Annotated in this window: 1 protein-coding gene; it reads right to left on the reverse strand. The window is 45.5% G+C overall.

Features of this window, described 5'->3' with window-relative positions; genetic code table 11:
• A partial coding sequence (locus NLF92_RS13385) for an HDOD domain-containing protein (protein WP_254102743.1) occupies positions 1-255 on the reverse strand: 255 nt, incomplete at both ends.

Consider the following 255-nt stretch of genomic DNA (forward strand, 5'->3'; position numbering starts at 1 on the left):
CTCGCAGAACTTGGCGCGAACCAGGCTCATGGTAAGAAGCTCAGTGGGTTTGTCACCCGACATGTTTGCTAGTGCAAGCAATGCAATAAATTTACGCACTTCCTCCTGACCCATGAAGGTCATCGCGTGTTTGAGTGAGGTTATTTCGTTGCGCTTGTTGACCGTCGGATTATTAATAAAACGAAGCAGTAAATAAGACAACGACACGTCGCGTTCGAGTATTTGGTTTATGACCTCTATATCGAGTTCAGGTTT

It is taken from the genome of Opacimonas viscosa (genome assembly GCF_024199005.1).
GTDB classification, from domain to species: Bacteria; Pseudomonadota; Gammaproteobacteria; order Enterobacterales; family Alteromonadaceae; genus Opacimonas; species Opacimonas viscosa.